General features: G+C 62.2%; 25 protein-coding genes. 17 read left to right on the forward strand and 8 right to left on the reverse strand.

The features are described from left to right. Nucleotides 1-50: 50 nt before the first annotated feature. The gene (locus C2134_RS00240) at nucleotides 51-377 is read right to left on the reverse strand and encodes an FKBP-type peptidyl-prolyl cis-trans isomerase (RefSeq protein WP_071109163.1); all 327 of its coding nucleotides are present in this window, start codon (nucleotides 375-377) and stop codon (nucleotides 51-53) included. A 138-nt stretch (nucleotides 378-515) separates the two neighbouring features. On the opposite strand from C2134_RS00240, the gene C2134_RS00245 reads away from it, so the two are divergent. After that, nucleotides 516-1,313: a DUF2189 domain-containing protein gene (locus C2134_RS00245; protein ID WP_103316549.1), complete on the forward strand. Its 798-nt coding sequence runs from the start codon at nucleotides 516-518 to the stop codon at nucleotides 1,311-1,313. A 10-nt stretch (nucleotides 1,314-1,323) separates the two neighbouring features. Further along, the gene (locus C2134_RS00250) at nucleotides 1,324-2,274 is read left to right on the forward strand and encodes a D-2-hydroxyacid dehydrogenase (protein ID WP_103316552.1); all 951 of its coding nucleotides are present in this window, start codon (nucleotides 1,324-1,326) and stop codon (nucleotides 2,272-2,274) included. Between the two features lie 54 nt (nucleotides 2,275-2,328). Here the strand turns inward: C2134_RS00250 and C2134_RS00255 are convergent, their stop codons facing one another. Continuing rightward, nucleotides 2,329-2,808, reverse strand: coding sequence for a DUF1841 family protein (locus C2134_RS00255; protein WP_199179833.1), 480 nt, complete (start codon nucleotides 2,806-2,808; stop codon nucleotides 2,329-2,331). Between the two features lie 125 nt (nucleotides 2,809-2,933). Between C2134_RS00255 and C2134_RS00260 the strand changes: the two genes are divergently transcribed. After that, complete coding sequence (locus C2134_RS00260; RefSeq protein WP_103316554.1) at nucleotides 2,934-3,413, forward strand: glutathione peroxidase; 480 nt, start codon at nucleotides 2,934-2,936, stop codon at nucleotides 3,411-3,413. 60 nt (nucleotides 3,414-3,473) lie between these two features. On the opposite strand, the gene trmB is transcribed toward C2134_RS00260, so the two are convergent. Further along, nucleotides 3,474-4,154, reverse strand: coding sequence for a tRNA (guanosine(46)-N7)-methyltransferase TrmB (gene trmB / locus C2134_RS00265; RefSeq protein WP_103316589.1), 681 nt, complete (start codon nucleotides 4,152-4,154; stop codon nucleotides 3,474-3,476). A 37-nt stretch (nucleotides 4,155-4,191) separates the two neighbouring features. Then, a complete protein-coding gene (locus C2134_RS00270) occupies nucleotides 4,192-5,109 on the reverse strand; it encodes an SDR family oxidoreductase (protein WP_103316591.1) in 918 nt (305 codons plus the stop codon). A 39-nt stretch (nucleotides 5,110-5,148) separates the two neighbouring features. Between C2134_RS00270 and C2134_RS00275 the strand changes: the two genes are divergently transcribed. The 6 genes from C2134_RS00275 (at nucleotide 5,149) to arcC (ending at nucleotide 11,882) form a co-directional block, all read left to right on the forward strand. Then, the gene (locus C2134_RS00275) at nucleotides 5,149-6,177 is read left to right on the forward strand and encodes a CDP-6-deoxy-delta-3,4-glucoseen reductase (RefSeq protein WP_103316556.1); all 1,029 of its coding nucleotides are present in this window, start codon (nucleotides 5,149-5,151) and stop codon (nucleotides 6,175-6,177) included. 165 nt (nucleotides 6,178-6,342) lie between these two features. Next, entirely contained in the window at nucleotides 6,343-6,474 is a 132-nt protein-coding gene (locus tag C2134_RS00280) for a DUF3149 domain-containing protein (protein ID WP_103316558.1), read from the forward strand. A 450-nt stretch (nucleotides 6,475-6,924) separates the two neighbouring features. Next, a complete protein-coding gene (arcD, locus tag C2134_RS00285) occupies nucleotides 6,925-8,376 on the forward strand; it encodes an arginine-ornithine antiporter (RefSeq protein WP_103316593.1) in 1,452 nt (483 codons plus the stop codon). A gap of 75 nt (nucleotides 8,377-8,451) precedes the next feature. After that, nucleotides 8,452-9,684: an arginine deiminase gene (locus C2134_RS00290; protein ID WP_103316560.1), complete on the forward strand. Its 1,233-nt coding sequence runs from the start codon at nucleotides 8,452-8,454 to the stop codon at nucleotides 9,682-9,684. 134 nt (nucleotides 9,685-9,818) lie between these two features. Then, complete coding sequence (locus tag C2134_RS00295) at nucleotides 9,819-10,829, forward strand: ornithine carbamoyltransferase (protein ID WP_103316562.1); 1,011 nt, start codon at nucleotides 9,819-9,821, stop codon at nucleotides 10,827-10,829. A 108-nt stretch (nucleotides 10,830-10,937) separates the two neighbouring features. After that, the gene (arcC, locus tag C2134_RS00300) at nucleotides 10,938-11,882 is read left to right on the forward strand and encodes a carbamate kinase (protein ID WP_103316563.1); all 945 of its coding nucleotides are present in this window, start codon (nucleotides 10,938-10,940) and stop codon (nucleotides 11,880-11,882) included. Between the two features lie 71 nt (nucleotides 11,883-11,953). Here the strand turns inward: arcC and C2134_RS00305 are convergent, their stop codons facing one another. Then, nucleotides 11,954-12,253, reverse strand: coding sequence for a RebB family R body protein (locus C2134_RS00305; RefSeq protein ID WP_103316565.1), 300 nt, complete (start codon nucleotides 12,251-12,253; stop codon nucleotides 11,954-11,956). 102 nt (nucleotides 12,254-12,355) lie between these two features. Next, the gene (locus tag C2134_RS00310) at nucleotides 12,356-13,393 is read right to left on the reverse strand and encodes a patatin-like phospholipase family protein (RefSeq protein WP_103316566.1); all 1,038 of its coding nucleotides are present in this window, start codon (nucleotides 13,391-13,393) and stop codon (nucleotides 12,356-12,358) included. 271 nt (nucleotides 13,394-13,664) lie between these two features. Between C2134_RS00310 and C2134_RS00315 the strand changes: the two genes are divergently transcribed. Genes C2134_RS00315 through C2134_RS00330 form a run of 4 tightly spaced genes read left to right on the forward strand, consistent with a single transcriptional unit; the run spans nucleotide 13,665 to nucleotide 16,219 of the window. Next, nucleotides 13,665-14,006 carry a PadR family transcriptional regulator gene (locus C2134_RS00315; RefSeq protein ID WP_103316568.1) on the forward strand — a complete coding sequence of 114 codons (342 nt, stop codon included), beginning with the start codon at nucleotides 13,665-13,667 and terminating at the stop codon, nucleotides 14,004-14,006. After that, complete coding sequence (locus tag C2134_RS00320; RefSeq protein WP_158248648.1) at nucleotides 14,003-15,109, forward strand: DUF1700 domain-containing protein; 1,107 nt, start codon at nucleotides 14,003-14,005, stop codon at nucleotides 15,107-15,109. Before C2134_RS00315 ends, C2134_RS00320 begins: the two co-directional genes overlap by 4 nt. Nucleotides 15,110-15,143: 34 nt before the next feature. After that, the gene (locus C2134_RS00325; protein WP_103316571.1) at nucleotides 15,144-15,437 is read left to right on the forward strand and encodes a hypothetical protein; all 294 of its coding nucleotides are present in this window, start codon (nucleotides 15,144-15,146) and stop codon (nucleotides 15,435-15,437) included. Between the two features lie 23 nt (nucleotides 15,438-15,460). Continuing rightward, on the forward strand, nucleotides 15,461-16,219 hold the full coding sequence (locus tag C2134_RS00330) for a hypothetical protein (RefSeq protein WP_146042036.1): 759 nt from the start codon (nucleotides 15,461-15,463) through the stop codon (nucleotides 16,217-16,219). A 123-nt stretch (nucleotides 16,220-16,342) separates the two neighbouring features. Here C2134_RS00330 and C2134_RS00335 read toward each other — a convergent pair whose 3' ends face one another. Then, entirely contained in the window at nucleotides 16,343-16,900 is a 558-nt protein-coding gene (locus tag C2134_RS00335; RefSeq protein WP_043621775.1) for an adenine phosphoribosyltransferase, read from the reverse strand. Nucleotides 16,901-17,013: 113 nt separating this feature from the next. Then, nucleotides 17,014-18,327 (reverse strand): NCS2 family permease, encoded by a 1,314-nt coding sequence (locus C2134_RS00340; RefSeq protein ID WP_199179834.1) that lies wholly within the window; start codon nucleotides 18,325-18,327, stop codon nucleotides 17,014-17,016. 153 nt (nucleotides 18,328-18,480) lie between these two features. Between C2134_RS00340 and gmk the strand changes: the two genes are divergently transcribed. The 4 genes from gmk to thiS all read left to right on the forward strand — a co-directional run bounded on the left by gmk (nucleotide 18,481) and on the right by thiS (nucleotide 21,786). Next, nucleotides 18,481-19,113 (forward strand): guanylate kinase, encoded by a 633-nt coding sequence (gmk, locus tag C2134_RS00345; RefSeq protein ID WP_103316576.1) that lies wholly within the window; start codon nucleotides 18,481-18,483, stop codon nucleotides 19,111-19,113. Nucleotides 19,114-19,194: 81 nt separating this feature from the next. Next, nucleotides 19,195-19,401, forward strand: a complete 207-nt coding sequence (rpoZ, locus tag C2134_RS00350) for a DNA-directed RNA polymerase subunit omega (RefSeq protein ID WP_043578754.1) — start codon at nucleotides 19,195-19,197, stop codon at nucleotides 19,399-19,401. Nucleotides 19,402-19,423: 22 nt separating this feature from the next. Then, nucleotides 19,424-21,580 (forward strand): RelA/SpoT family protein, encoded by a 2,157-nt coding sequence (locus C2134_RS00355; protein ID WP_103316578.1) that lies wholly within the window; start codon nucleotides 19,424-19,426, stop codon nucleotides 21,578-21,580. Continuing rightward, complete coding sequence (thiS, locus tag C2134_RS00360; RefSeq protein WP_043621762.1) at nucleotides 21,577-21,786, forward strand: sulfur carrier protein ThiS; 210 nt, start codon at nucleotides 21,577-21,579, stop codon at nucleotides 21,784-21,786. Before C2134_RS00355 ends, thiS begins: the two co-directional genes overlap by 4 nt. Nucleotides 21,787-21,810 lie beyond the last annotated feature (24 nt).

Raw genomic sequence — 21,810 nt, forward strand, 5'->3', positions numbered from 1 at the left:
GAAAAAGGCCATCTCCTTGGAGATGGCCTTTTTGCCGGCTGCGCCGTGGCTCAGCCCACCTGCAGCAGCTCCACTTCGAATACCAGCGTGGCGTGCGGCGGGATCACGCCGCCGGCGCCGCGCGCGCCGTAACCGAGTTCGGACGGGATGGTCAGCTTGCGCTTGCCGCCGACTTTCATGCCCTGCACGCCCTGGTCCCAACCCTTGATCACGTAACCGGCGCCCAGCGGAAAGCTGAACGGCTGCATGCGATCCTTGCTGGAGTCGAACTTGGTGCCGTCGGTCAGCCAGCCGGTGTAATGCACGGTGACCTCCTGTCCGGCCACGGCTTCGGCGCCTTCGCCGAGGGCCAGTTCTTCGATGATCAATTCGCTCATGCTGATTCCTTCACGCAAATGGTTGCAACGCGGCGATTGTAGCAGCCGGCCGCCGGCTTTGTGTTTTCCCGTGCTTGGCATATAACGAAATTCAGGCCTCGTTGCCTGTAATCTTTATGCAACCCAAGGGGGTGTGCCATGGATGTGCTACATCATGATCATGATCACGAAACGCCACATGTGCGCCCGGTGCCGCGCAAGGTGGAGCCGGCGCAAACCCTGCAGTGGTTGCGCAAGGGTTTTCGCGACTTCCAGAAGGCCCCTGCCGATTGCCTGTTCTACGGCGCGATATTCGTGCTGATGGCGTATCTGCTGGGCGCTTATGTCGATCAGGCGCCGGAATTGGTCATCACTTTCGCCACCATTTTCCTGCTCGCCGGCCCGTTTCTGGCCATCGGCCTGTACGACATCGCCAAGCAGATGGAGGCGTTTGATGGCCACGGTAGGGTCAAGCTGCTGCACAGCGTGGCCTCCTGGCGCGTCAATATGCCCGGTTTCAGCCTGTACGCCGTGCTGCTGGCCGTGTTGGTGTTTGGTTGGTTTCGCGTGTCTTTATTGATGTTCGCGCTGTTCTACGACACCGCCGCGCTGCCGAATCTGAACGAGATCGTCGCCGACTCCTTCAACGCCGACAATCTGGAATTCCTGATCGCCTATTTCGCCGTCGGCTTCCTGTTCGCCCAACTGGTGTTCTCGGTCAGCGTGGTGTCGATACCGCTGTTGCTGGACAAGGATGTGGATACCGTCACCGCCATGATCGCCAGCGTGCGCACGGTGTATCGCAATGTGCTGACGATGGGCGTGTGGGCCGCTATCATTGTGGCGATGACGGTGGTGGGTTTCGCCACCTATTATCTGGGCCTGATCATCATCATGCCGGTGCTGGCGCTGGCCAGCTGGCATGCCTATCGGGATTTGATCACCTTCGAGCGATGACCGCCACGCAATGACCCATAACGTCGTGTTTCTTGACCGGGACAGCTTGCCTGTCCCGGTTCCCGTTTTCAGCTTTCCCGCCCATTGCCGAGACTATCCCGCCACTTCGCTTGAGCAGATCGTCGATCACGCGATCGAGGCCGATATCGTCATCAGCAACAAGGTGCCGCTGTCGCGCGAGACCATCGCCCGGCTGCCGCGTCTGAAGCTGATCGCCATCGCTGCCACCGGCTACAACCATGTCGATCTGGAAGCCTGCCGGGAGCGCGGCGTCGCGGTGTGCAATATCCGCCACTATGGCGACCATACCGTCGCCGAACACGCGCTGACGCTGATGCTGGCGCTGATGAAGAATCTGCCGGCCTACCAGCGCGATGTCGCCGCCGGCGTATGGAGCCAGACCAAGCAGTTCTGCCATTTCGGCGCGCCCATCCGCGAGATGCGCGGCGCGGTGCTGGGCATTGTCGGCTCCGGCGGCATCGGTAGCCAGCTGGCGGGCATGGCGCGCGCCTTCGGCATGGAGGTGCTGTTTGCCGAGCGCAAAGGCTTGGCGCAGGCGAGGGAGGGGCGGGTGCCGTTCGGCGAGGCGCTGGCGCGCTCTGACGTGATCTCGCTGCATTGCCCCTTGACCGACGAGACGCGCGGCATGATCGCCCAGCCGGAGCTGATGGCGATGAAGCCGGGCGCCATCCTGATCAATACCGCCCGAGGCGGCCTGGTGGACGAGGCCGATCTGGTGGCCGCACTGAAGTACGGCCAACTAGGGGGCGCCGGCTTCGACGTGCTGAGCGTGGAGCCGCCCGCGCCGGACAATCCGCTGTTGAAGGCCAGGTTGCCGAATCTGATCGTCACGCCGCACGTCGGCTGGGCCAGCGGCGAGGCGATGGGCCGGCTGGCGGCGCAGCTGGTGGACAACATCGAGGCCTTTGTCCGCGGCGAGCCGGCCAACCGTCTGGTGTGACGGCGGGGCTTTGAGCCTGTTGATGCGAGTTGGACGTTAAGCGGCGCGCAGGCTTTAATCCGGGATATCGTTGGGATTGACCCGCGGCTGCTCTTCTTCGCCCATGCCCAGCTTGCCGCGCGCGCAGGATATATAGCGATTGACATCCGGTCCGCCGCCATAGCGCTGGGCATGCCAGATCATCTCGCCCAGGCACTCCATCAACTCATGCTGGGCGCGGTGTTCGTCGCCATGGCGCAGCGCCAGCTGGGCATACAAGGCGCGGATGCCGAAGGGTTGATCGATGGAGCGCTGCTCAGCGATGGCCACATGCAGGCCCAGATGCAGGAAGGGATTGGTCTCCCCCATGTCCGGCGTCCACTCTTGCTCCATGAAGGCATCCGGATTTTCCAGGATGGGATGATACTCCGGGTGGTCTATAAGAATGGATAGGACGATTTGTTCCAGATCGGACAAGGGCTGGCCGGACTTGGACTTGCTCCAGGTGTCGAAGAAGAAACGGCGGGCGTCCTGGCGGCTGGGGTTGAACAACATCGGTGAAGACCTCGGGCGGTAACGGGGCGGATGGCGGCGCGGGCGCGTCGCGGCATCCGGCTCAGGAATCAGGGTCGCAGGCGGCTGCCTTGCAGGCTGCGGCATTATACGGGACGGAGGATGCCATGACCACGCTCTACGATTTTAGCGCGAAGCGGGCGGACGGCGCCGAACAGGCGCTTTCCGCCTATGCGGGCACCGTGGCCTTGTTGGTGAATACCGCCAGCGAATGCGGCTATACCCGGCAATATGCCGGCCTGCAGGAGCTGCACGATTATTTTTCCGGCCAGGGTTTCAGCGTGCTCGGTTTCCCTTGCAATCAGTTTGGCGGCCAGGAGCCGGGCGGCGAGGAGGAAATCGTCGCCTTCTGCCAGGGACGCTTCGGCGTGAGCTTTCCGCTGTTCGCCAAATTGGAAGTCAATGGCGAAGCCGCCCATCCGCTGTGGCGCTGGCTTACCCAGGCCGATTCCGATCATCCGCATCCGGTCAAATGGAACTTCACCAAGTTTCTGATCGATGGACGCGGCAGGGTGGTGAAGCGCTACGAACCGGCGGTGGAGCCGCATGAGCTGATGGAGGACATCAAAGCGCTGCTGGCGCGATAGGCCGCGCAAAACGCAAACGACCCGCGTCGGCGGGTCGTTGTGGAGCCGTCCAGGACGGGCTTATTTGCGTCGGAAGATCACATCCCACACGCCGTGGCCCAGCTTGATGCCGCGCGCTTCGAACTTGGTCAGCGGGCGGTAGTCCGGGCGCGGCGCATAGCCGTCGGCGGTGTTTTCCAGATCGGCGTTGCCATTCAGCACTTCCAGAATCTGGATGGCGTAGTCTTCCCAGTCCGTTGCCGCGTGGAAGTAGCCGCCGGGCTTCAGCTTGCTGGCCAGTTTGGCCACCAGCGGCGACTGGATCAGACGGCGTTTGTTATGGCGTTTTTTATGCCACGGGTCCGGGAAGAAAATATGCACCCCGTCCAGGCAGCCGTCAGGCAGCATATTGTCCAGCACTTCTACCGCGTCGTGGCGCATCAGACGCAGGTTGGTCAGCTCTTTTTCCGCGATCAGCTTGCACAGATTGCCGACGCCGGGGCCGTGCACTTCTATGCCCAGATAGTCCTTGTCCGGATTGGCGGCGGCGATTTCGGCTGTGGCGCCGCCCATGCCAAAGCCGATTTCCAGGATTTTCGGCGCGGCGCGGCCGAAGGCCTGTTCCAGGTCGATCGCCTCGGGGCGGTACTCAATGCCCCATTTGGGCATGCCTTCGTCCATGGCGCGCTGCTGTGCCGTGGACAAATGGCCCTGCCGCAGCACAAAGCTGCGGATCGAGCGTTTGAAATCCGGATTTTCCATTTTGCTGGCCTGCTGAAAACTCAAAAAAACCGCGATGTTACCGAATCTCGGCTTGGCTTGCGAGTATTGCCGCGCGCCGGGCCGGATCTTGTCGCAATGCCGCCAGGTAATCCAGCACGCTGGGCCAGCGCAGCGCGACGCCAAGCTCGCGCAGGACCCGGCGGTTGTCCAGCCGGCGCGACTCGCCCAGAAAAGACCATTGCTGCGGCGAAACGCTGGCCTTGACCGCCTCGCGCGGCAGCTGCGGCGGGCAGGGCAGGTCCAGCGTTTCGGCCAGCGCCCGATACCAGCGGCTGACCGGCAGCGGCAACGCATCGCAGGCGTTATAGACGCGGATGCCGTGGCGGCGGGACAGAGCCGCCACGCACAGCCGCGCCAGGTCGTCGGCGTGGATGTGGTTGCTCCAGCTGTCTTCGGCGTCCGCTATCAACGGCGTTTGATTGAACAGGCGCGACAGCGGCAGCCTGTCGTCGGCGTAGATGCCGGGCGCGCGCAGGATGGTCAGCGCGCAGCCATGACGGATGGCGAAGCGGCGCAAGGCAGCTTCGGCGTCGGCCCGTCGCCAGGCGCGCTCGTTGCGCGGCCGCAGCGCCGCGGTCTCATCCAGCCAGCGGCCTGTGGCGTCGCCATACACGCCGCTGGTGCTGATGTACACCCATTGCTGTGGTATGCTGTCCGCTTTTGCCAGCGCGTACAATAACTTGCGCGTGCGCGGGTCGGTCCGGCCATGGCCGGGCGGCGGCGCGCACAGCAAGGCGGCATCGGCCAGCCCGGCCAGACGAGCCAGGCTGGCGTGGTTGTCCAGATCGGCATGCAGCGGCACGGCGCCCAGCGCGCGCCAGCGCGAGGCTGCATCGGCGGAGCGGCATAGCGCCAGCACCCGCCAGTGGCCGCGCAGCAGCGGCATGGCGCGCCGGGCGACATCGCCGGCGCCTATGATGAGCAAGGTACGCATGGTGTGCATTTTAGCCAGAATTCAGGATTGAGATACGACATGACTTGCCAGGTGAAAGTGCTCCCGAGCGGGCATACATTCGGTGTGGAAGCGCACGAAACGATTCTTGAGGCCGCCCTGCGTCAGGGCGTGGGCCTGCCATACGGCTGTCGCGACGGCGCTTGCGGCGCTTGCAAAGGCAAGGTCGTGGAAGGCGAGGTCAGCCAGGACGGTTTCCAGGAAAAGGCCTTGACCTCGGCCGAGCAGGCCCAGGGCATGGCTTTGTTCTGCTGCGCGCGGCCGCAGGGTGACGTCAGCATCGAGGTGCGCGAAGTGACCGGCATGGGCGACATTCAGATCAAGACGCTGCCGTGCCGCGTGGAAAAAATCGAGAAAATCCACGACGTGGCGGTGCTGAAGCTGAAGCTGCCGGTGTCGGAGCGTCTGCAGTTCCGCGCCGGCCAGTACATTGATATTTTGATGAAGGATGGCAAGAAGCGCAGCTTCTCCATCGCCAACGCGCCGCACGACGATGCTTTCCTGGAACTGCATATCCGCCATCAGCCGGGCGGCTCGTTCTCCGAGTATGTGTTCCATGAGATGAAGGAGCGCGAGATCATGCGCTTCAAGGGGCCGATGGGTTCGTTCTTCCTGCGCGAAGAGTCTGACAAGCCCATCATCTTCATCGCCAGCGGCACCGGCTTCGCGCCGGTCAAGGGCATCATCGAGCATGCCATCCAGCATGGCATCACCCGGCCGATCACTTTCTATTGGGGCGCCCGCACCAAGGCGGATTTGTACATGGCGGAATTGGCCGAAGGCTGGGCCGCCGCTCATCCGCACATCCAATATATCCCGGTGCTGTCGGAAGCCTTGCCGGAAGACAACTGGACGGGCCGCACCGGCTTTGTGCACCAGGCGGTGCTGGAAGACTTCTCCGATCTGTCCGGTCATCAGGTGTACGCCTGCGGCGCGCCGGTGATGGTGGAGGCGGCGCATGGCACCTTCACGCGTGAGCGCGGCTTGCCGGAGGATGAGTTCTTTTCCGATGCCTTCTTCCTGGCCAAGGACATGGGCGGCGGAAAGTAGACAAGCTGCTGATCTGTATATGAAAAGCCCCAGGCATAGACCTGGCGCTTTTTGTTTGTCATGCCAGGATGCATCGGATTGACATGGGTCAATTTCAACATCGCCAAAGTGGTTATTATGTCGTTGGCAAGGGCGCTAAGGCGCAGAACCTGCGAGGAGAACACGATGGAGCTGCTGACCCTGATGGTATCGGACGATGTGGGCCGCCTCAGTCTGTTGACGATAGTGGTGGCTACGCTGGTAGTGATCGGCGCGGTTTGGGTGATCTTCAAGAACATCAACAAGCCGGGCAAGTAAGGATTCATTCCCGTAGTTTTGGCATTTCCTCTTGATGTGTGTGTTGGCGGATACGGTGGTGGGCCGTATCCGCCTTTTTTTCTCCTGTCGCGCGGGAGCGCGCCTGCTATCCTTCAAGTCCATGATTGATTTGTAAATTTTCCGCAGTTTTTGCGCTGGATCATATTGTCCGCCATCCCGCCTTTTCTTTCCATTCAGACTTTCTATCTTGAATGTTGTTGCTGAGCCGGCCGCTGTTTTTATGACTTTTCGCCGTATCGCATGACGCCTTGTTGCAAGCTTTAGTCGCATCCGCCGTAGGTCGGCATTTTGTCCATCATGAGCGCTTGATGTAAGTCAATCGAGCCGACGACTCGTCTGGAGACCCTGAATTAACGGGGTATACCATAATTTCAGATGATAAGAATTTAATAATGAATAACGGTTTACATCCCTGATCGGAGAATGAAAATGTCTACTGAAACTGCAAGCCAAGCCGGCGTAGCCGAGGGCGGATCGCCCAGGCTGAAGCTAGGCGCGCTGACGGCGCTGGTCGTCGGCTCGATGATAGGCGGCGGCATCTTCTCGCTGCCGCAGAACATGGCGGCCGGCGCCGGCGCCGGGGCCATCCTGATAGGCTGGGCCATCACCTTCGTCGGCATGCTGGCGTTGGCTTTTGTGTTCCAGATGCTGGCCTCGCGCAAACCGGAGGTGTCGGGCGGCGTCTACGGTTATGCCAAGGAGGGTTTCGGTGACTATATGGGCTTCAACTCGGCCTGGGGTTACTGGATTTCCGCCTGGATCGGCAATGTGTCGTACTTTGTGGTGATGTTCTCGGCCCTGGGCTTCTGGATTCCGGCCTTCGGCGACGGCAACACGCCAACCGCCATCATCTGCGCCTCCGTGGTGCTGTGGTGTCTGCACTTCCTGGTGCTGCGCGGCGTGCATGGCGCGGCCTTCATCAACACCGTCACCACGGTGGCCAAGCTGGTGCCGCTGGCCTTGTTCATCGTGTTGATCGTGTTCGCCTTCAAGGTCGATACCTTTAATCTGGACTTCTGGGGCAACGCCAAGCTCGGCACCATCGTCGATCAGGTGAAGAGCACCATGCTGGTGACGGTATGGGTGTTCATCGGCATCGAAGGCGCTTCGATGTTCTCCGGCCGCGCCGAAAGCATGAAGGACGTGGGCAAGGCGACCGTGATCGGCTTCCTGCTGACCATCGCGCTCTTGGTCGCCGTGTCGGTGCTGTCGCTGGGCGTGATGACCCAGCCGGAACTGGCTGCTCTGAAGAACCCGTCCACCGCCTATGTGCTGCAAAAGGCCTTCGGCACCTTCGGCGCCAACCTGATGAACGCCGGTCTGGTGATTTCCGTCGGCGGCGCCTTGCTGGCCTGGACCCTGCTGGCCGCGGAAGCGCCTTACCTCGCCGGCAAGGACGGCGTGATGCCCAAGGTGTTCGGCACCCTCAACGCCAATGAAACCCCGGCCGCCTCGCTGTGGCTGACTAATGGCCTGATCCAGCTGTTCCTGCTGATCACGCTGAAGAGCTCGGCCGGCTACCTGGCGCTGCTGTCGCTGGCCACCTCGATGATCCTGATTCCTTACCTGCTGTGCGCCGGCTACTCGCTGCTGGTGGCCAAGCGCGGCGAAGGCTACGCCCAGGGCGAAAGTACCGCCAAGGAATTCTGGACCGCCGCGCTGGCCACTGTGTATGGCGCTTGGCTGATCTACGCCGCCGGTCCCAAGTACCTGTTCCTGTCCATGGTGCTGTACGCGCCGGGCCTGCTGTTCTACCTGTGGGCCAAGAAAGAGCAGGGCCAGAAGCCGTTCAACCTGATTGAAGCCGTGCTGGCCGCCATCGTGGTGGTCCTGGCGGTGATCGCCGTCTACATGCTGGCGGTCGGTCAGATCGGTCTGTAAGCGAAAGATTTCGAAACCAGTCGTGGGGGCGGATAGCCCGCCCCTGAAGTCAAACAAGACTCAAGGAGTATCGTTATGACCAAGTTTGGTGTTCATTCTGAGTGTGGCAAGCTGCGAACCGTGATGGTGTGTCGTCCCGGACTCGCCCATAAGCGCCTGACTCCGGACAACTGCCACGATCTGCTGTTTGATGACGTGATCTGGGTGGAGCGCGCGCAGAAGGACCACGCCTACATGGTCGAACAGATGCGCGCCCGCGGCATCGAGGTGGTTGAAGTGCACGATGCGCTGGCCAAGGTGCTGGACGACAAGGCGGCCCGCAACTGGATACTGGACCGCAAAATCAAGGCCGACAACGTGGGTATCGGCATGCTGCAGGATCTGCGCAGCTGGCTGAACGAAATGCCGTCGTCCCAACTGGCTGATCACATGGTGGGCGGCATCGCCAAGTTTGAATTGCCGTTCGACCCGAAAGGCCTGTTCGGCGGCTACCTGGACCGTTCCGATTTCGTGCTGCCTCCGATCCCGAACAGCCTGTTCCAGCGCGACCCGTCTTGCTGGATTTACGAAGGCGTGACGCTGAACCCGATGTACTGGCCGGCGCGCCGCCAGGAAACGTTGGTGCTGCAATCCATCTATCAATTCCACCCGATGTTCGCCGGCAAGGTGAATGTATGGTGGGGCGGTTGCGACACCGATCACGGCCCGGCCACGCTGGAAGGCGGCGACGTGATGCCCATCGGCAACGGCGTGGTGCTGATCGGCATGGGCGAGCGCACCAGCCCGCAAGCCGTGGTGCAAGTGGCCAAGCGCGTGTTGCATAAGGAAGGCGGCGCCAAGCGCGTCATCGCCTGCCAGATGCCGAAGTCCCGCGCGGCGATGCACTTGGACACCGTGTTCAGCTTCCTCGACATCGACCTGCTGTCGGTGTTCCCGGACGTGGTCGACGAAGTCACCTGCACCAGCATCTATGCCGGCGACCGCGAAGGCGAGATCCGCTTCGAGCGCCATGAAGGCGTCAAACTGGTGGAAGTGGTGCGCCAGGCACTGGGCTTGAAGGAAATCCGCGTCATCCAGACCGGCGGCGACGCCTACCAGCGCGAGCGCGAGCAGTGGGACGACGGCAACAACGTCGTGGCGCTGGACCGCCGCGTGGTGGTGGCATACGACCGCAACACCTATACCAACCGCCTGATGCGCGAGCACGGCGTGGAAGTGATCGAGATTCCGGCTTCCGAGCTGGGCCGCGGCCGCGGCGGCGGCCACTGCATGACCTGCCCGATCATCCGCGACGAAGTGAAGCTGTAAGGCTGTCATCCCCGGCCGGCAGGTCCGGCCGGGACGGAAAAATTCATACCGTTTGTGTGCAATAAGACAGGTTGACCGCCGGCTCCCCCGGGAGCGACGGCCGGCTTGCCCAGACTCTAATCAGGAGCAATATCATGGCTTTCAATCTGCGCAACCGTAACTTCCTGAGAATGCTGGACTTCACCCCGCGTGAAATCCGTTACATGCTGGACCTGGCCCGCGACCTGAAACGCGCCAAATATACCGGCACCGAGCAGCAGCACCTTAAGGGCAAGAACGTTGCTCTGATCTTTGAAAAAACCTCCACTCGCACCCGCTGTGCCTTTGAAGTGGCCTGCTACGACCAAGGCGCCAACGTGACCTACCTTGGGCCGTCCGGTTCGCAAATCGGCATCAAGGAGTCGATGAAAGACACCGCCCGCGTGCTGGGCCGCATGTACGATGCGATCGAATACCGCGGCTTCGACCAGGACATGGTGGAGAACGAGCTGGCCAAGTTTGCCGGCGTGCCGGTTTACAACGGCCTGACCGACGAATGGCACCCGACCCAGATGCTGGCCGACGTGCTGACCATGTGGGAAAACACCGACAAGCCCATCTCTCAGATCAGCTACACCTATCTGGGCGACGCCCGCAACAATATGGGCAACTCGCTGCTGGTGATCGGCTCCAAGCTGGGCATGGACGTGCGCATCGGCGCGCCCAAGCACCTGTGGCCGACCGACCAACTGGTGGCCGAGTGCCGCGAGATCGCCAAACGCACCGGCGCCCGCATCACGCTGACCGAAGATGCCAAGGAAGCCGTCAAGGGCACCGACTTCATCCACACCGACGTCTGGGTGTCCATGGGTGAGCCGGCAGAAGTCTGGGCCGAACGCATCCGTCTGCTGAAGCCGTACCAGGTCAACAGCGCGTTGATGGCCGCCGCGGAAAACCCGCAAGTGAAGTTCATGCACTGCCTGCCGGCTTACCACAACAGCGAAACCAAGGTAGGCAAGGAAATCGCCGCGCAGTATCCGGAACTGGCCAACGGCATCGAAGTGACCGAGGACGTGTTCGAGAGCGAAGCTTGCATCGCCTTCGAACAGGCGGAAAACCGCATGCACACCATCAAGGCCATTCTGGTGGCTACGCTGGGCGACTAAGCCTGGGCTTGGGCCGGCGAAGTCCGGCCCGATCACACATCAACCGGCCAAGGCCTCCTGACCGGAGCCCTTGGCCGGTTTCGTTGACAGTATTCGGAAGGAAGATTTATGCGAGTCGTCGTAGCTTTGGGCGGCAACGCCCTGCAACGTCGTGGCGAGGCCATGACCGCGGATAACCAGCGCGCCAACGTAAAAGTGGCGGCCGAGCAACTGGCCGCCGTCACCCGGCTGGGACATAACCTGGTGATGTGCCACGGCAACGGGCCGCAAGTGGGCCTTTTGGGCCTGCAGAACGATGCCTACGCCCGTCACGTGGATGACACGGTGACGCCGTATCCGCTGGATGTGCTGGGCGCGCAGACCGAGGGCATGATCGGCTATATGGTGGAACAGGAGTTGGGCAATGTGCTGCCCTTCGAAGTGCCCATCGCCACCATCCTGACCCAGACTGAAGTGGACGCCAATGATCCGGCGTTCAAGAATCCGACCAAGTTCGTCGGCCCGGTCTACTCCAAGGAAGAGGCCGATAAGCTGGCCGCGGAAAAGGGCTGGAGCGTCAAGGCTGACGGCCAGTATTACCGCCGCGTGGTGCCGAGCCCGAAACCGAAGCGCATTTTCGAAATGCGCCCGATCAAGTGGCTGATCGAAAAAGGCGTGGTGGTGATCGCCGCCGGCGGCGGCGGCATCCCCACCATGTACGAGGGCGACAAGCTGGTCGGCGTGGAAGCGGTGATCGACAAAGACCTGGCCTCGGCGCTGCTGGCGCGGGAGATCGACGCGGATTACTTCGTGATCGCCACCGACGTGAAAAGCGTGTTCGTCGGCTGGGGCACGCCGGAGGCCAAGGCCATCCGTCAGGCGCATCCGGACGAGATGGACAAGCTCGGCTTTGCCGCCGGCTCCATGGGTCCGAAAGTGGAGGCTGCCTGCGAGTTCGCCCGCCTGACCGGCAAGCGCGCGGTCATCGGCGCGCTGGAAGACATCGAGAGGATCGTCAAGGGCGAGGCCGGCACCATCATCAGCACCGAGAAACCAGGCATCGAGTGGTATTGATCGGGCCAGCCGCTGGATCGAAACGAAAGGGCTGCCAGACATGGCAGCCCTTTTTCACGTTTGGCGCATGCCTATTCGGATTTGAGCTGCTGGATCAGCGCTTCTATCTCGGCCGCATCCATGGGGCCGAGGGCCTGGGAGTCTATGCCCACGCTGTAGATCTGGATCACGCCCTGGTTGCTGCCGGCTTGGCCCGCGATGGCGAGCTGCTGCTGCGACGAGACGGCGTTTTCGAACACGATGCCTGTGGAGTGGGCGAGGGACTGGTAGAGGTTTCCGATCGCCATGGCCGGGGCATCCCCCACCACTTTGACATTGGTTTGGGCGACGGCATCGGTGATTTGATCGTTGACTGCGGTGGGGAAGGCCATGGCGGTCTCCTGGCAGGATGATTCGATGGGGTCCGCCTGGCGCGCGGGCCGCGGCGAAGCTTCAGTATGGCCGGGACGGATGCAGGCTACTGCTGGCCGATTTTACAGGCCCAACTGCCGTCCATACTGCCGGCAGGCGTCTTTGCCTGCCTGGTAGCCGGCTTGATATAGCCTGGCCAGATTGGAGTAGGACCAATCCAGCTCTTCGCGGTGGCCTTCCTGGCTGATATGGGCGTCGAAATTGATTCGGATCAGTTCGGTGCGCGGACGCCCGTTTGCATCGCGGTTGTGCAGCGCCTCGAACAGCCGCAGGTCGTCGCGGGCGATGGCGGTCAGCGGCGCGATGATGGACTGCACCCAGGCATCGTACAGGTCGCGCGGCGGGTGCAGCAGCCGGCTGCTGCCGAGCACGTCGAACACGATGGTGTAGTCGATGTGCGGATGCAGCTCGAACAGCCGCTTGAAGTTCAGCGTGTCGATGGCCGCGCCTTCGATATAGTCGCCGTCATCCAGCTTGTACGGCGGATAGATGAACGGGAAGGACAGCGCCGCCAGGAAATGGTCGTGAGTGATTTCGTGCTTGTCCCAGCAACGCATGTGCCCATGGGTGATGTTGTAGGCGTTGAGGTAGAAGGCCGGCGGAAAATCCTTCAGTTTGGCGAAATCGACAACCTGTTCGATGAATGGCACATGCGCGCATAGGCCCTGGCTGTCGGTGTTCAGATCGCTTGGGCATAGCGTGGCCAGCAGCAGCCCGGTCCAGTCCGCCAGCAGCCGCTGCGCCGGCCCATCGTCCGCCTGTCGCTGGATGGCCTGCAGCAGCGGATTGCGCCCCTGCAGGGCGCGCCAGGCATCCGCCAGCTGGCCGGGCTTGTTGAACACCTTGTAATTGATCGGGAAGAGCTTGTAGAGCGGGTCGGATACGCCCATGTCGGCCAGCTTGCTCAGCGCCGCAATGGCGTCGCCCTGTCTGGGCGCGGCGTACAGCAGGCCGACGATGGCGCCGGCGCCGGAGGCCGAGACGATGTCGAATTCCACCCCGGCTTCGGCCAGCGCCACCAGCGCGCCGGCCATCAGGGTGGCATTGGGGGCGCCGCCGCCCAGCACCAATGCGATAGAAGGTTTGGAAGCCTGCGCCATCGTCAGTTTCTCCGGGAGATTGATGTCAATCGGTAACTCATCGGCATGGCTAAAGTATGGCCGCAAATCCGTTTTTTGCAATGCAGCGTGAAACGCGGCGCTGTGGTGAAAAAGCAGCAATTCCATTCGCGTTGCGCAGGGTAATGAAAGATACCTTGCGATACAAGGTATCTTGTCATACAGTTCAGTCAGACATCCGCATGCAGCAGTCCAACGATGACCCTTGTAATGCAAGGTATCGTGTATTGCCAGTCGGCGAGGAAGATCGAATATGAAGACGCAATTGAAAAAGGGCACGCTGGACATGTGCGTACTGGCGGTGCTGGCCCAGGCCGACAGCTACGCCTACGAGCTGGTCAGCAAGTTGTCGCAGGGCATGGACATCAGCGAAGGCACCATCTATCCGCTGATGCGCCGGCTGCAGAATGAGTTGTGGGTCAGTACCTATCTGGTCGAATCGTCGTCCGGCCCCTCGCGCAAATATTACAAGCTGACCGACAACGGCCGGCGCGAGCTGGAAACGATGCGGCGGGAATGGCAGGAATTTGTGGCCGAAGTGGAAAACGTGCTGCGGGGCGGACCGGCGGCAATGACAGAGGAGGCACCGCAATGACACGGAAAGATTTTTTGCGTCAGCTTGAGCAGGGGCTGTCCGGCCTGAGGCCGGAAACGGTGAAGGAAATCCTCGCCGACTATGAAGAGTATTTCAACGACGCGCTGGCCGATGGCCGCGATGAAGCCGAGGTGGTGGCGGCGCTGGGCAGCCCGCAGAAGCTGGCGCGCGAATTGAAGGCGCAAACCCACTATCGGCAATGGCAGGAGCATCGCTCCTTCACCAATCTGTCGCGGGTGGTGGTTTCGATCGCGGGGCTGGGCGTGCTGAATTTCGTGCTGGCCTTGCCGTTCATGATCTATCTGATCTTCCTCACCGTCGGCTATATCGTGTCGGTCAGCTTGCTGCTGTCGGGCCTGGTGGTGGTGGTGGCTTGGGGCAGCCACGGCTTGTTCGGCTGGCCGCAATTCACCAGCGACGGTTCCGGCTGGTATATCGGCCGCCACGGCGACCATGGCGCGGAAATGGCCTGGCGCAGCGATAAGGACGATCACGCCGAGCAGGTCTGGATAGATAACGGACGCCTGATGCTGAATCCGGACGATGGCGACCGTTTCGAGCTCAAGACCCGGCAGGGCGACGCGCTGCTGGTGTTCAAACGGCAGGGCAAATTGCAGGTGGACGCCAGCCAGCCGGCCGTGCGCCAGTTGGCCCGGATCGATGCGCACGAGGTCAGCGTCAACGGCAGCGAAATCCGCGAACTGACCCTGCGCGAAGACAGCGGGGATGTGTTCACCGCCCGCGTCGACGACAACAGCCGCCTGGTGAAATTGGACGCCTCGGCCGGCGGCGCCGCGCTGAAGTTCGACGCCAGCGGCGCCAAAGGCAGCATTTCGCTGAGGGATGGCGATAGCGCGCTGGAAATTTCAGAAAGCAGGATCGCGCTCAAAGACGGCACCGACCACATCCAGATCGATGCCTTGCCTGGCCTGTCAGTGGGGATGAGCGCGCTGGTGGTGGGCTTGGGCTTGCTGACGGCTGGCGCTTTGGGACTGTTGTTCTGCGTCTGGCTGACGCGGCTGACCTGGCGCGCGCTTGTGGCCTATGTGAAGTATCAGATTGAGCTGGTATCCGGCAAAGACCGCGAAAACGCCGCGGCCTGAACCATAAACTTGCAATCAAATGGGAGTAACGATCATGAAGAACGATGCCTGCCTGCAACAGTTGCAACTGACTTTGGTACAGCTGCCGGAAGCCGAATTGCGCAAGATTCTCAACGACTATCGCGGTTATATTCGCGATGCGGCGAGCGACCGCGGCAGCGAAAACCAATTGCTGGCCATCCTGACCGAGACCCGGCAAATGGCGGCTGCCGCCTTCGCCCGCCGCCGCATTCTGCGCCATAGCCGCCAGCAGCTGGCGATCCGGCTGTCCGGCATCGCCGCGGCGCTGACGGCCTGCGCTGCGCTGTACTGGCTGTTTCTGAATTGAAGCTCTGTGAAGGGGAAGTATTGATGCACACCGTTAGAATCGCCTGCTGCCTGATGCTGGCGGCAGGCGCCGCCCAGGCGGAAGAGACCGGCAATATCGACAAGCTGAATTTCCGCGGCGATGCCGTGAAGCTGGAACTCAGCGCCGACGCCGCCAAACCGTACAAGTTGAATCTGGAGAAGCGCAACTGGTCCGACACGCGTTGCAAAGTCAACGCCACGCGGCAGGGCCGAGAGCTGACATTTCAGATCGATCTGGGCGCCGTGGCGGCAGACCGCTGCGGCCTGGTGATCAAGGGCAACGTCAAGCCGGGCAAGCAGATCGATGTCGACTTGAAGGCTTTCGATGGCGACCTGAACGGCACTTTTGATGCCGTGCAGGTGCATGGCCAGGCGATTGATGTCGATCTGAAGGGCGCTTATCGCCTGGTCAAGCTCAATGGCCGCGCGATCAAGGGCGATGTCGAAGGCAAAGTCGGCGAGCTGAACGCCAAGGGCGACGCCTTGACGCTGGACTTCAAGGGCGAGAGCCGGTCCTTGTCGCTCGATGGGCAGGCCGTCAAAGCGGATGTCGAGCTGCACGGCGCGCAGCCGGCTGCCGATGTTCAGGTCCATGGCCAGATGGTGAAGCTGGCGTTCAGCGCCAACCGTCAGGCCAAGCTGGATTATCAGGTCAATGGCCAGGCCATGACCGTGAACGGAGATTGGGCCAATACGCCCGGCGCGCCGCTGAAACTGCGCGTCAGCGGCCAGGCCGTTCAGGTGTCCCTGGAGAAAGATTGAGTAGTGGTATGACTCCGTGTCCCTTGCCCGGCCTTGCGCCGGGCTTTTTTGTTTGGCGGCGGGCAATAAAAAACGGAACCGTGCTCGGTTCCGTTGGCAATGGTTGACGCGGCGATTGGGGAATCAGTGTCCCTTGTAGCTGCAAACGGTGAACAGGTCCAGGCCGCCGTCGCGCACCAGCTGGCCGCCGCCCAGTTCCGGCAACTCGATGATGGCCGCGGCTTCCAGCACATCGGCGCCCATGCGCTTGAGCAACTTGTAGCCGGCCATCATGGTGCCGCCGGTGGCGACGAGGTCGTCGATCAGGATGACGCGGTCGCCCGGCTTGCAAGCGTCGGTATGCATTTCCACCGTCGCGTTGCCGTATTCCAGTTCGTATTCCTCTTCCACCGTGGTGAACGGCAGTTTGCCCTTCTTGCGGATGGGCACGAAGCCGACATTCAGCTCATAGGCCAGCACCGAGCCGATGATGAAGCCGCGCGCGTCCAGGCCGGCCACCAGGTCCACCTTCTCCGTCATGTAGCGATGGACATAGATGTCGATCAGCATGCGGAAGGTTTTCGGGTTCTGCAGCAGCGGGGTGATGTCGCGGAACATCACGCCTTGTTGCGGCCAGTTCGGTACGGTGCGGATCCAGCCTTTCAGATAGCTGGAGTAGTCGAGATTGCTGAGGTTTTCCATGGCTGTATTGTACTTCGAAATCAAGAGACTGCGCGACTGAAGCGCTTCAGACGGCAGCAAAAAGGCTCGCCGCGCATGGCGGCGAGCCCAGAGGCGAAACGATTATTCCGCGTTTAGTGGAAGAACGCCAGCTTGAACACCCACAACGCGGCGATCACCAGCACGGCCGGCTTCAGATCGGCGAAGCGGCCGGCCAGAATCTTGATCACGGCGTAGCTGATGAAGCCGAAGGCGATGCCGTCGGCGATGGAGAAGGTGAACGGCATAGCCAGCGCGGTCATCACAGCCGGCGCGGATTCGGTCAGGTCGTCCCATTCGATCTCGGCGAGGCCGCGCGCCATCAGCACGGCGACATAGCACAGCGCCGGCGCGGTGGCGTAGGCCGGCACGGTGGCAGCCAGCGGCGACAGCCACAGCGCGGCCAGGAACAGCAGCGCCACCACCACGGCGGTCAGGCCGGTGCGGCCGCCCACGGCGGTGCCGGCGGCGGATTCGACATAGGCGGTGGTGGACGAGGTGCCCATCACGGCGCCGGCGGTGATGGCGATGGAGTCCGCCATCAGCGCGCGCTTCAGCCGCGGCAGCTTGCCGTCCTTGTCCAGCAGGCCGGCGCGGTGCGACACGCCCACCAGAGTGCCGGTGGTGTCGAACAGGTCGACGAAGAAGAATACGAAGATGACGCCGATCAAGCCGGCTTGCAGCGCGCCGGCGATGTCCATCTTCATGAACGTCGGTTCCATGCTCGGCACCGGGGCGACGATGCCCTTGAAAGGCGACAGGCCGAAGGCGATCGACAGCGCGGTCACGGTCAGGATGCCGATGATGATGGAGCCGGGCACCTTGCGGTATTCCAGCGCCACGATCAGGAAGAAGCCGACGATGGCCAACAGCGTGGTCGGCTTATGGATGTCGCCCAGCGTCAGATAGGTTTCCGGGTGCGGCGCGATCACGCCGGCGTTCTTCAGCGCGATGATGGCCAGGAACATGCCGACGCCGGCCGAGATGGCGAACTTCAGCGATTGCGGAATGGCGTTGACGATGGCTTCCCGCACCTTGAACAGGCTGACCGCCAAGAATACGATGCCGGAGATGAATACCGCGCCGAGGGCGGTTTCCCACGACAGGCCCATGCCCTTGACCACGCTGAAAGTGAAATAGGCGTTCAGGCCCATGCCCGGGGCCAGGGCGATCGGGTAGTTGGCCACCAGGCCCATGATGGCGGTGCCGAGGGCTGCGGCCAGGCAGGTGGCCACGAACACCGCGTTCAGATCCATGCCGGTGCTCGACAGGATCAGCGGGTTGACCAGCACGATATAAGCCATGGTCAGGAAGGTGGTGAAGCCGGCGATGACTTCGGTCCGGACCGTGGTGCCGTGTTCTTTCAGCTTGAACAAGCTCTCCAGCAGTTGCATTCGGGGCGACTCCAAGGTGTGTTGCGTCAAAACGAAAACGGCGCATTATCGGGCCGAGGGGGCTCAAACACCTAAATCTTGACGTGAAAATATGTCTTCTATTAACAATCCACGGCCTGCTGTGCTATCCTGAAAAATTACTCTTTGGCAAAGTTGTACTGAATTCTCATGGACCAGCCCATCGGTAACATCTACATCGTGGTGGCGCCGTCCGGCGCCGGCAAAACCTCGCTGGTGACCGCCTTGCTGCAAGCCGAACCCAGCGTCGAACTGTCGATTTCCTACAGCACCCGTCCGGCGCGCAAGGGCGAAATCGATGGCAAGCACTACCACTTCGTCGACAAGGCCACCTTCGATGCCATGATCGATCGCGGCGACTTCCTCGAATACGCCGAGGTTTACGGCAACTACTACGGCACCAGCGCCCCGTGGATCCGCAGCCGCCTGGAAGTCGGCCAGGACATTCTGCTGGAAATCGACTGGCAAGGCGCCGAGCAGGTGCGCAAAGTGTTTCCCGGCGCGATCGGCATCTTCATCGCCCCGCCGTCGATCGAGGAGCTGGAGCGCCGCCTGCGCGGCCGCGATACCGATACCGAGGAAGTCATCCTGCGTCGTCTGGCATCGGCTCGCGCCGAGATCGACAAGATCGCCGAATACGACTACATCGTGGTCAACGACGACTTCGAGCGCGCGCGGCTGGACCTGATCAGCATCGTCCGCGCCCGCCGCCTGCGCAGCGAAGTGCAGTGCCGCCGCCTGGCCGAGATGTTCCGCCACATGGGAACGGCCGGCGCGCAGTAAAAATAGTGTCGCCGAGGCTGACTTGCCAAGGCGAAAATTCGATATAGTGAACCCTGTAACGTCATTTAGCAGAGAGAACCCATGGCCCGTATTACTGTTGACGATTGTCTGGATCGCATCCAGAACCGCTTTGACCTGACTCTGGCCGCCGCTTACCGCGCGCGCCAAGTGGCTTCCGGCGCCAGCGCCTTTGTCGAGCCGGGTCGCCACAAGCCGACCGTGGTTGCCCTGCGTGAAATCGCCGCCGGCCATGTCGGCAAGGAAATCCTCAACCGCGGCAAGGCCTGATTCGCTGTAATTGGAGTGGACGATGGCCAGCGGCATTGAGACCGGTATTGATTACGACGCCCTGATCGAGTCCGAAGCGGCGGTTTTCTTCGAGAACGCCGCCCGCTACCTCAAGCCGGAAGACGTCGCGCTGCTCAAGCAGGCTTTCGCGGTCAGCCGCGAGGCGCATGAGGGGCAGACCCGCAAGAGCGGCGAGCCCTACATCACCCATCCGCTGGCGGTGGCCACCATGCTCACCGACTGGCGGCTGGATGTGCAGGGCCTGGCCGCGGCATTGCTGCATGATGTGCTGGAAGACACCGGCGTCACCAAGCCGACGCTGATCGAAAAGTTCGGCAAGATCGTCGCCGATCTGGTGGACGGCCTGTCCAAGCTGGAGCGGCTGGAATACCAGACCAAGGAAGCGGCCCAGGCTGAAAGCTTCCGCAAAATGGTGCTGGCGATGGCGCGCGACATCCGCGTCATCATCGTCAAGCTGGCCGACCGGCTGCACAATATGCGCACGCTGGACTCCATGCGCGAGGACAAGCGTCGCCGCATCGCGCTGGAAACGCTGGAAATCTACGCGCCGATCGCCAACCGCATCGGCCTGAACAAGGTCTACCGCGAACTGCAAGACCTGGCGTTCAAGCATCTGCATCCGCATCGCTACAGCGTGCTGTCCAAGGCGGTGCGCGCCGCGCGCGGCAACCGCCGCGAAGTGGTCAACAAGATTCTGCTGGCGGTCAGCCAGCGGCTGGTGCAGAGCAATATCGAGGCCACCATCAAGGGCCGCGAAAAGAATCTCTACAGCATCTACAAGAAAATGCAGGAGAAGCACCTGTCGTTTTCCGAGGTGCTGGACATCTATGGCTTCCGCGTCGTCGTCAATGACGTGCCGGCCTGCTACCTGGCCCTGGGCGCGCTGCACAGCCTGTACAAGCCGATTCCCGGCAAATTCAAGGATTACATCGCCATTCCCAAGGGCAATGGCTATCAAAGTCTGCATACCACGCTGTTCGGCCCGTACGGCACGCCGGTGGAGATGCAGATCCGCACCCGCGAAATGCACAATGTGGCGGAGGCCGGCGTGGCCTCGCACTGGATGTACAAGAGCGGCGAGGGCGTCAACACCGCCCAGCAGCGCACCCACCAGTGGCTGCAAAAGCTGTTGGACATGCAGGAGGAGAGCGACGATGCCGTCGAGTTCCTGGAGCACATCAAGATCGACCTGTTCCCGGACGAGGTGTACGTGTTCACGCCCAAGGGCAAGATCATGGTGCTGCCGCAAGGCGCCACGCCGGTGGACTTTGCCTATGCGGTGCACACCGACATCGGCCATCGCTGCATCGCCGCGCGCGTCAATCACGCGCTGGTGCCGCTGCGTACGGTGTTGCGCAATGGCGACACCGTGGAAATCATCACGTCGACCCAGGCCAAGCCCAATCCGTCCTGGCTGGCCTTTGTGCAGAGCGGCCGCGCCCGCTCCGGCATCCGCAACTATCTGAAGAGCCTGCAGCGCGAGGAAGCCGTTTCGCTGGGCGAGAAGCTGCTGCGCCAGGCCGTGGGCGCGCTGGCATCCACCCCGCTGGCGGTCAGCGAGGAGCTGCGCGCCGAATACCTCGCCGCCTATGGCGAAAAGATCAGTGGCTTCGAAGACGTGCTGGCCGAGATCGGCGCCGGCAAGCTGCTGCCCATCGTGGTGGCGCGCCGCATGCTGGAGTTGGCCGGCGAGCGCCTGGGCGAGGGCGTGCGTGTCGGCCCCATCACCATACGCGGCAACGAGGCCGGCATGGTGCAGCTGTCCAGCTGCTGCAATCCTTTGCCCGGCGACGACATCCTGGGCGTGATCACCAAGGGCCAGGGCTTGGTGATCCACCGCGTGGAATGCCCGAACGCGCGCCGCGCCGATCACGACAAGCTGCTGGAAGTGAACTGGGAGGCGCAGCGCGACCGGATGTTCGGCGCCACCGTCGGCGTGCTGGCGCGCAACGAGCGAGGCGCGCTGGCCGACATCGCCACGGCCATTTCGCAGGCCTCGGCCAATATCGAGAGCGCCGACACCCAGGACAGCAGCCGCGACGGCGACGGCCTGTTCAACATCCACTTCCGCCTGCAAGTGGAGGGCGTGGAGCATCTGGAGCGCGTGCTCGCCGCCATCCGCCAGCTGGCGGTGGTGCAACGCGTGGAGAGAAAATGAGTCAATTGAACTTGCAGATCAACGGCGAGGCGAAAAGCGTCGCCGGCGTCGCCACGTTTGCCGAGCTGATCGACGCGCTGGCCTTGACCGGCAAGCGCATCGCCATCGAACGCAACGGCGAGATCGTGCCGCGCAGCCGCTATGCCGAGGCGCGGCTGGCTGACGGCGACGTGCTGGAAATCGTGGTGGCTGTCGGCGGCGGCTAGTTCGCCCGCGCAGGCCATCCCGTA

The sequence above is a fragment of the Chromobacterium sinusclupearum genome (assembly GCF_002902845.1).
Taxonomy (GTDB): Bacteria; Pseudomonadota; Gammaproteobacteria; order Burkholderiales; family Chromobacteriaceae; genus Chromobacterium; species Chromobacterium sinusclupearum.

Bases quoted from the DNA above. Each gene is read 5' to 3' on its own strand.
- rpoZ (WP_043578754.1), top strand. From the start codon at position 19,195: ATGGCCCGTATTACTGTTGACGATTGTCTGGATCGCATCCAGAACCGC.
- C2134_RS00310 (WP_103316566.1), bottom strand. From the start codon at position 13,393: ATGGCGCAGGCTTCCAAACCTTCTATCGCATTGGTGCTGGGCGGCGGC.
- thiS (WP_043621762.1), top strand. From the start codon at position 21,577: ATGAGTCAATTGAACTTGCAGATCAACGGCGAGGCGAAAAGCGTCGCC.
- arcC (WP_103316563.1), top strand. From the start codon at position 10,938: ATGCGAGTCGTCGTAGCTTTGGGCGGCAACGCCCTGCAACGTCGTGGC.
- C2134_RS00245 (WP_103316549.1), top strand. From the start codon at position 516: ATGGATGTGCTACATCATGATCATGATCACGAAACGCCACATGTGCGC.
- C2134_RS00260 (WP_103316554.1), top strand. From the start codon at position 2,934: ATGACCACGCTCTACGATTTTAGCGCGAAGCGGGCGGACGGCGCCGAA.
- arcD (WP_103316593.1), top strand. From the start codon at position 6,925: ATGTCTACTGAAACTGCAAGCCAAGCCGGCGTAGCCGAGGGCGGATCG.
- C2134_RS00335 (WP_043621775.1), bottom strand. From the start codon at position 16,900: ATGGAAAACCTCAGCAATCTCGACTACTCCAGCTATCTGAAAGGCTGG.
- C2134_RS00280 (WP_103316558.1), top strand. From the start codon at position 6,343: ATGGAGCTGCTGACCCTGATGGTATCGGACGATGTGGGCCGCCTCAGT.
- C2134_RS00305 (WP_103316565.1), bottom strand. From the start codon at position 12,253: ATGGCCTTCCCCACCGCAGTCAACGATCAAATCACCGATGCCGTCGCC.
- C2134_RS00255 (WP_199179833.1), bottom strand. From the start codon at position 2,808: ATGTTGTTCAACCCCAGCCGCCAGGACGCCCGCCGTTTCTTCTTCGAC.
- C2134_RS00275 (WP_103316556.1), top strand. From the start codon at position 5,149: ATGACTTGCCAGGTGAAAGTGCTCCCGAGCGGGCATACATTCGGTGTG.
- C2134_RS00325 (WP_103316571.1), top strand. From the start codon at position 15,144: ATGAAGAACGATGCCTGCCTGCAACAGTTGCAACTGACTTTGGTACAG.
- C2134_RS00315 (WP_103316568.1), top strand. From the start codon at position 13,665: ATGAAGACGCAATTGAAAAAGGGCACGCTGGACATGTGCGTACTGGCG.
- C2134_RS00250 (WP_103316552.1), top strand. From the start codon at position 1,324: ATGACCCATAACGTCGTGTTTCTTGACCGGGACAGCTTGCCTGTCCCG.
- C2134_RS00295 (WP_103316562.1), top strand. From the start codon at position 9,819: ATGGCTTTCAATCTGCGCAACCGTAACTTCCTGAGAATGCTGGACTTC.
- C2134_RS00355 (WP_103316578.1), top strand. From the start codon at position 19,424: ATGGCCAGCGGCATTGAGACCGGTATTGATTACGACGCCCTGATCGAG.
- trmB (WP_103316589.1), bottom strand. From the start codon at position 4,154: ATGGAAAATCCGGATTTCAAACGCTCGATCCGCAGCTTTGTGCTGCGG.
- C2134_RS00270 (WP_103316591.1), bottom strand. From the start codon at position 5,109: ATGCGTACCTTGCTCATCATAGGCGCCGGCGATGTCGCCCGGCGCGCC.
- C2134_RS00290 (WP_103316560.1), top strand. From the start codon at position 8,452: ATGACCAAGTTTGGTGTTCATTCTGAGTGTGGCAAGCTGCGAACCGTG.
- gmk (WP_103316576.1), top strand. From the start codon at position 18,481: ATGGACCAGCCCATCGGTAACATCTACATCGTGGTGGCGCCGTCCGGC.
- C2134_RS00330 (WP_146042036.1), top strand. From the start codon at position 15,461: ATGCACACCGTTAGAATCGCCTGCTGCCTGATGCTGGCGGCAGGCGCC.
- C2134_RS00320 (WP_158248648.1), top strand. From the start codon at position 14,003: ATGACACGGAAAGATTTTTTGCGTCAGCTTGAGCAGGGGCTGTCCGGC.
- C2134_RS00240 (WP_071109163.1), bottom strand. From the start codon at position 377: ATGAGCGAATTGATCATCGAAGAACTGGCCCTCGGCGAAGGCGCCGAA.